The sequence below is a fragment of the Ruminococcus sp. AM31-15AC genome (genome assembly GCF_003462045.1).
Classification (GTDB): domain Bacteria; phylum Bacillota; class Clostridia; order Oscillospirales; family Ruminococcaceae; genus Hominimerdicola; species Hominimerdicola aceti.
This window is the reverse complement of sequence record NZ_QTYG01000086.1, coordinates 1-4,516: the sequence shown is the minus strand read 5'-3', so window position 1 is coordinate 4,516 and position 4,516 is coordinate 1. Positions and strand designations below refer to the sequence as shown.

Below are 4,516 nucleotides of genomic sequence, written 5' to 3'. Positions count from 1 at the left end.
GTACTTTTTGAGTTAATGTTCTAAGTAAATTAAATTTTTCATCTAATTCCATACCAAAAATCTTCTACTGGTAGTAAATCAATATATCCGTATTTATTTTTTAAATACTCCCATTCATTATATAGCGATGTTCCTGTAAAATTTCTGTTTATCGATTTCTTTTTCCGGTATTTTCTGTCCCACGGATTTCCTCATGATAGAAATAATCCACGATCACCGGATGTCCCTGCGGGACTCTGCCATAAGGCATTTCATTATCCACAAAGGGACAATCATACTTCTTAGCCATTTCCTCAGCTTTTACTTCAAGTGCTTCAAAGTAGCTGCGGTTATGCTTGTTATAGATCTCATTGTAAAGCGGTACAAGATCAGGATGTTTTCCGGCGATATAATCCATAATCGTCTTCTTGAAGCCGCCTCGAAGATTGAGATTTTCGAGCCAGAACAGATCGCACTGATCCTTTACCCGCTCAAAGATGGCTTCAAAATCCGTGATGCCGGGGAATACCGGAGATACGAAACAGACTGTACGGATACCTGCATCATATACTTGCTTCATAGCAGCGATACGCCGTTCAATGCTCGAAGCAGAGTCCATATCGTTCTTGAAATTTTCATCTAGTGTGTTGATCGACCATGAAACGGTCACTCGTCCAAGCTTCTTCAGCAGATCAATATCCCTTACCACAAGATCAGACTTTGTGCAGATCAGAATATCTGCGTCACTGCCAATCAACTGCTCCAGAAGTTTTCTGGTATTCCCGAATTGCTCCTCCTGTGGGTTGTAGCCATCCGTCACAGAACCGATGACCACACGCTGTCCGGCATATTTCTTCGGATTTTTAATTTCCGGCCAATGCTTCACATCAAGGAAAGTGCCCCATTCCTCCGTGTGTCCGGTAAAGCGCTTCATAAAAGAAGCATAGCAATACTTGCAGGCATGTGTACAGCCTACATAAGGATTGACCGAGTAACCGCCTACCGGCAGACTGGACTTGGTCATGATGTTCTTTGTTTCCACCTCACGAATGAGGATTCCATCGATTACTTCTGCCATGATCTCTGCACCTCCAACACTTTGTTGAATTCCTCCGGCATTTCCTGAATCATGTTTTCATCCCCTATGATAGGGACAAGGTCTTCCTTCATAAACACCGGAATTCCGAGCGTATGTGCCTGGTCTGTCAGAGACCATGCCCATTCCGGCTCCGTATGAATCTTCCTGCTCTGAGCTCCGGTCATGGTGCCGACAACGATCCAATTGATTCCGGAAAGGTCAACTGTGCCGGGATCGTCGAATAACGGCTCAAAGGTAACATGGTAATGTTTTGCTCTGACGTTTTTCCGAAGGGCGTCGATACGCCACAGTTCGGCTTTCCTCGTCACCGTAACGCCAAACCATGCGTTTTCCAGATCGGTATCAAAATCCAGCAGATCGGGGCGCTTGGTCAAAAACAGGAACTGATGCTGTGGATTTTCACGGATCTTTGCAAATACCTCGTCTCTCCATTCCGATTTCCATCCGGAGAGATCGCTCATGCCGGTAAGAAGAAAGTTCTGCGGACGTTTCTTTTCCATCATCTTGAGCTTACCCGGAAAGAATTCAGGGTCAGTGAAGTCATCAATCATATGCCAGCGCTTCACATTGTTGCGGGCATAGCAATATGCACACCCCACTGTGCAGCCAATGACGATATTCATGTTCTGAATCTGATCTTTGATACAAATACTCATGACTTCTGCCACTCCTCAAGATTCTTTCTGATGCGGTCGAGGCATTCCTCAAACCGAGTTATTTCTTCCTCTGAAAAACCTTTGTAGTAAACACTGCCCATCTCATCAGATACAGAATCGTACTCGCCCTTTAAGGCATGTGCTTTCTCAGTCAGAAACAGAAGTGTTTTCCTTTTGTCCGTTTCAGACTGAACACGGCTTATCAGCCCTTGATTTTCCATTCTTTCCAGCATCGTAGTAAGAGATGTTATCGCTAATCCGCATTTAGTTGAGAGTGACCTGATTGAGATACCATCCTCCTGCCACAGCACATAAAGAATGCGCCCCTGGGCTCCATTGAACGCATCAATATTCTTTTCGCTGAGAATCTTCTCAAAAATCCGGTCTCCAAGTTGTTTTATTTTGGTGACAAGAAATCCTCCATTCATTTCCATGCAAAAGCTCCTATATAGTAGTTTATTAAATTATACTATATAGGAGCTTTATTGTCAAGAGCTTTTTCAAAAAATATTCTGTACAAATTCCGATTTGTCAATCTGTTTTACTTTCCGCTTCCGGCTTATAGTTCTTTTCAATATATTCCTCTACAGCCTTGATAAACATCTGATTCATACTCATGCCCATTTCAGAAGCAATAGCTTTCAGTTTTTCACGCTGTCCCTTTGGAACACGAATCTTGATGTCATCAAGGTGTGTTTTCACATACTTTGCCGTAATCGCTTTTCGTTTTTCATTATAGTACATAGAAATCAATCCTTTCGTATTGTACCCATTACTATAATTATACTCTCTCAGAAGCTTTTTGTCAATTCATCATATAAAAATTGTCCGGATTTTTTTCAGAGAACTTTGTGCGCATTGCGGCTTGAAAAAACAAGTGCAATGATATATAATAGTATTGTACCCAATACTAAAACATGAAAGGAGTTTTTCAAAATGATTCAAAAAAATAATTCCCATTGCAGCAAGTATTACGTTGATAGGCTCAGCAAGTCTGACAGCCTATGCCGATATGGTTTTGTCAATATCACTTGACACATTTTATTCGAACAAGAATTATGCAGCGAGAAAGATATGATCATAGTAGAGCTTTCTTCGTGCTGCCGGAGGCAGCCTGCCGTTGGCGGTGCAGATTCTTCTGTTAGCCCAGTAACTCATATAATATCTCCAGATCATAGTCTTCAACTCTCTCATAGTGTATTTCTCCGATTTGTCCTCACGGCTGTAGAACAGCTCTTCTTTCATTCTTGCCCACATACTTTCACAGTGTGCATTATCATGACATCTTCCGCCGGCGCTGTTCGTGCTTTGAATGATCCCATATTTCTTTACAGCAGCATTCCGGCATCCTTTCTCTGCTGCAATGCAAGATACATACGCTTCCTGCCGTAGCAGTCATTATATTAGTCTTCTTCGTGGATCTTCATCATTTCATCTGCAAGTGCCTGATACTTCCAGGGGGCGTTTTTATGGCTGAGATGATCGTAAAATGCTTGTCTTGTAACCTCCAAAGCCTTGCAGTAAAAACTGATCCTACCGTCATCAGTCTTTTTGGAAATGAACTTTAACCGTTCTTCTTCCTGACTTCCGACGGTTCGCGGCGAAAAAAGCAGATGTTTCCTCCAGAAATTCATTAAGCTCTTCAAGCTCACGGTTTTTCTTTTCAAGCTCTTTGATCCGCTTGTTTGCTGCATGAAGCTTGCGAGCTTTATTGCCTGCTTTTTAAACTCTTCATCATATTGTTTTCCTGTTCCCATTGATGACACACTCCTTTGTTTTTAGTATACTTCGATTGTTTTGTATGTGTCAAGTTTTATTATACAGGATTAATCGTAATACATTACACATTCCTCCTTTTTCTACAAATGAAAAAAGGCTGTTTTATCATCGTCACTCAAATTCGTGACAATATACAAAACAGCCTTTAAAACTTTGTGAATATTTTTTCATAACAAATCGGCAGGCTCAGAGCGGAATCTGCTCAAAGTCTGCCGTTATGTTCGATATTTTTTTGTTGTGTAGGGTTCGACTTCCTTTTTTGGTGAAAACCGGTGAAAAGCATCTACGGTTTTACACCTGAAGTTTTTACTCTCAAAACGCAAAAAAGCTCGCAAATGCGAGCTTTTCGGGCACAATATCTATTTCATTGCACAAGTATGGTGCGGGTGACAGGACTTGAACCTGCACGGTGTTGCCAATAGAACCTAAATCTATCGCGTCTGCCAATTCCGCCACACCCGCATACAAAACAACATTATTATTTTATCATAAACTCCCTACTTTGTCAAGACCTTTTGCTCAAAAAAATGCCCGATGCTCAAAACATCGGACTGATTTTTTTATAATCTCTTAATATTGTCAAGAATTATCAGCTTGTGCGTAAAACCCTCAAGCTTGTTTTTGATATCACCATTCTTTATAAAAAGGAGTGTTGGCAGTGCTGTAATGTCATATCTCTTCGCAAGATCTGGCTGAGAGGTGATATCACACTTAGCTATGATAGCGGTTTTTCCAAGCTCTTCTGCAGCTTCGTTAAGCCCTGCCTCTGTTCTTTTACAGTGAACACAGGTAGGTGAGTAAAATTCTATAACAAGCGGTTTGTCTGCTGATATCAGCTCGTTGTAATTCTGGTTTGTCAGTTCTGTAAGCATTTTTTTATTTCCTCCAATATATATTATATTATTCATATAGCCTTACTATGAATATAGTGATTATATCACTATTTACGCACTTTGTCAAGAGTATTATCAAACATTTCTGTATATCATATTTCTCATATATG

At 40.9% G+C, this 4,516-nt stretch carries 7 protein-coding genes and 1 tRNA gene; all 8 read right to left on the bottom strand.

Going from position 1 to position 4,516, the window contains the following annotated elements; all coding sequences use genetic code 11:
• Positions 1 to 148: 148 nt before the first annotated feature.
• Positions 149 to 1,057 carry a radical SAM mobile pair protein B gene (locus tag DW793_RS13705; protein WP_118158476.1) on the bottom strand — a complete coding sequence of 303 codons (909 nt, stop codon included), beginning with the start codon at positions 1,055 to 1,057 and terminating at the stop codon, positions 149 to 151.
• A complete protein-coding gene (locus tag DW793_RS13700) occupies positions 1,045 to 1,734 on the bottom strand; it encodes a radical SAM mobile pair protein A (protein WP_118158475.1) in 690 nt (229 codons plus the stop codon). The genes DW793_RS13705 and DW793_RS13700 overlap by 13 nt, the downstream gene beginning before the upstream one ends.
• Complete coding sequence (locus DW793_RS13695) at positions 1,731 to 2,168, bottom strand: radical SAM mobile pair system MarR family transcriptional regulator (protein WP_038670739.1); 438 nt, start codon at positions 2,166 to 2,168, stop codon at positions 1,731 to 1,733. Before DW793_RS13695 ends, DW793_RS13700 begins: the two co-directional genes overlap by 4 nt.
• Positions 2,169 to 2,265: 97 nt before the next feature.
• Complete coding sequence (locus DW793_RS13690) at positions 2,266 to 2,478, bottom strand: Arc family DNA-binding protein (RefSeq protein ID WP_118158474.1); 213 nt, start codon at positions 2,476 to 2,478, stop codon at positions 2,266 to 2,268.
• 312 nt (positions 2,479 to 2,790) lie between these two features.
• Positions 2,791 to 2,991 (bottom strand): hypothetical protein, encoded by a 201-nt coding sequence (locus DW793_RS16050; RefSeq protein ID WP_390624695.1) that lies wholly within the window; start codon positions 2,989 to 2,991, stop codon positions 2,791 to 2,793.
• Between the two features lie 146 nt (positions 2,992 to 3,137).
• Positions 3,138 to 3,491 carry a hypothetical protein gene (locus DW793_RS16045; protein WP_390624694.1) on the bottom strand — a complete coding sequence of 118 codons (354 nt, stop codon included), beginning with the start codon at positions 3,489 to 3,491 and terminating at the stop codon, positions 3,138 to 3,140.
• A 400-nt stretch (positions 3,492 to 3,891) separates the two neighbouring features.
• A tRNA-Leu gene (locus tag DW793_RS13675) sits at positions 3,892 to 3,975 on the bottom strand.
• 98 nt (positions 3,976 to 4,073) lie between these two features.
• Positions 4,074 to 4,385, bottom strand: a complete 312-nt coding sequence (locus tag DW793_RS13670) for a thioredoxin family protein (protein WP_181988386.1) — start codon at positions 4,383 to 4,385, stop codon at positions 4,074 to 4,076.
• Positions 4,386 to 4,516 lie beyond the last annotated feature (131 nt).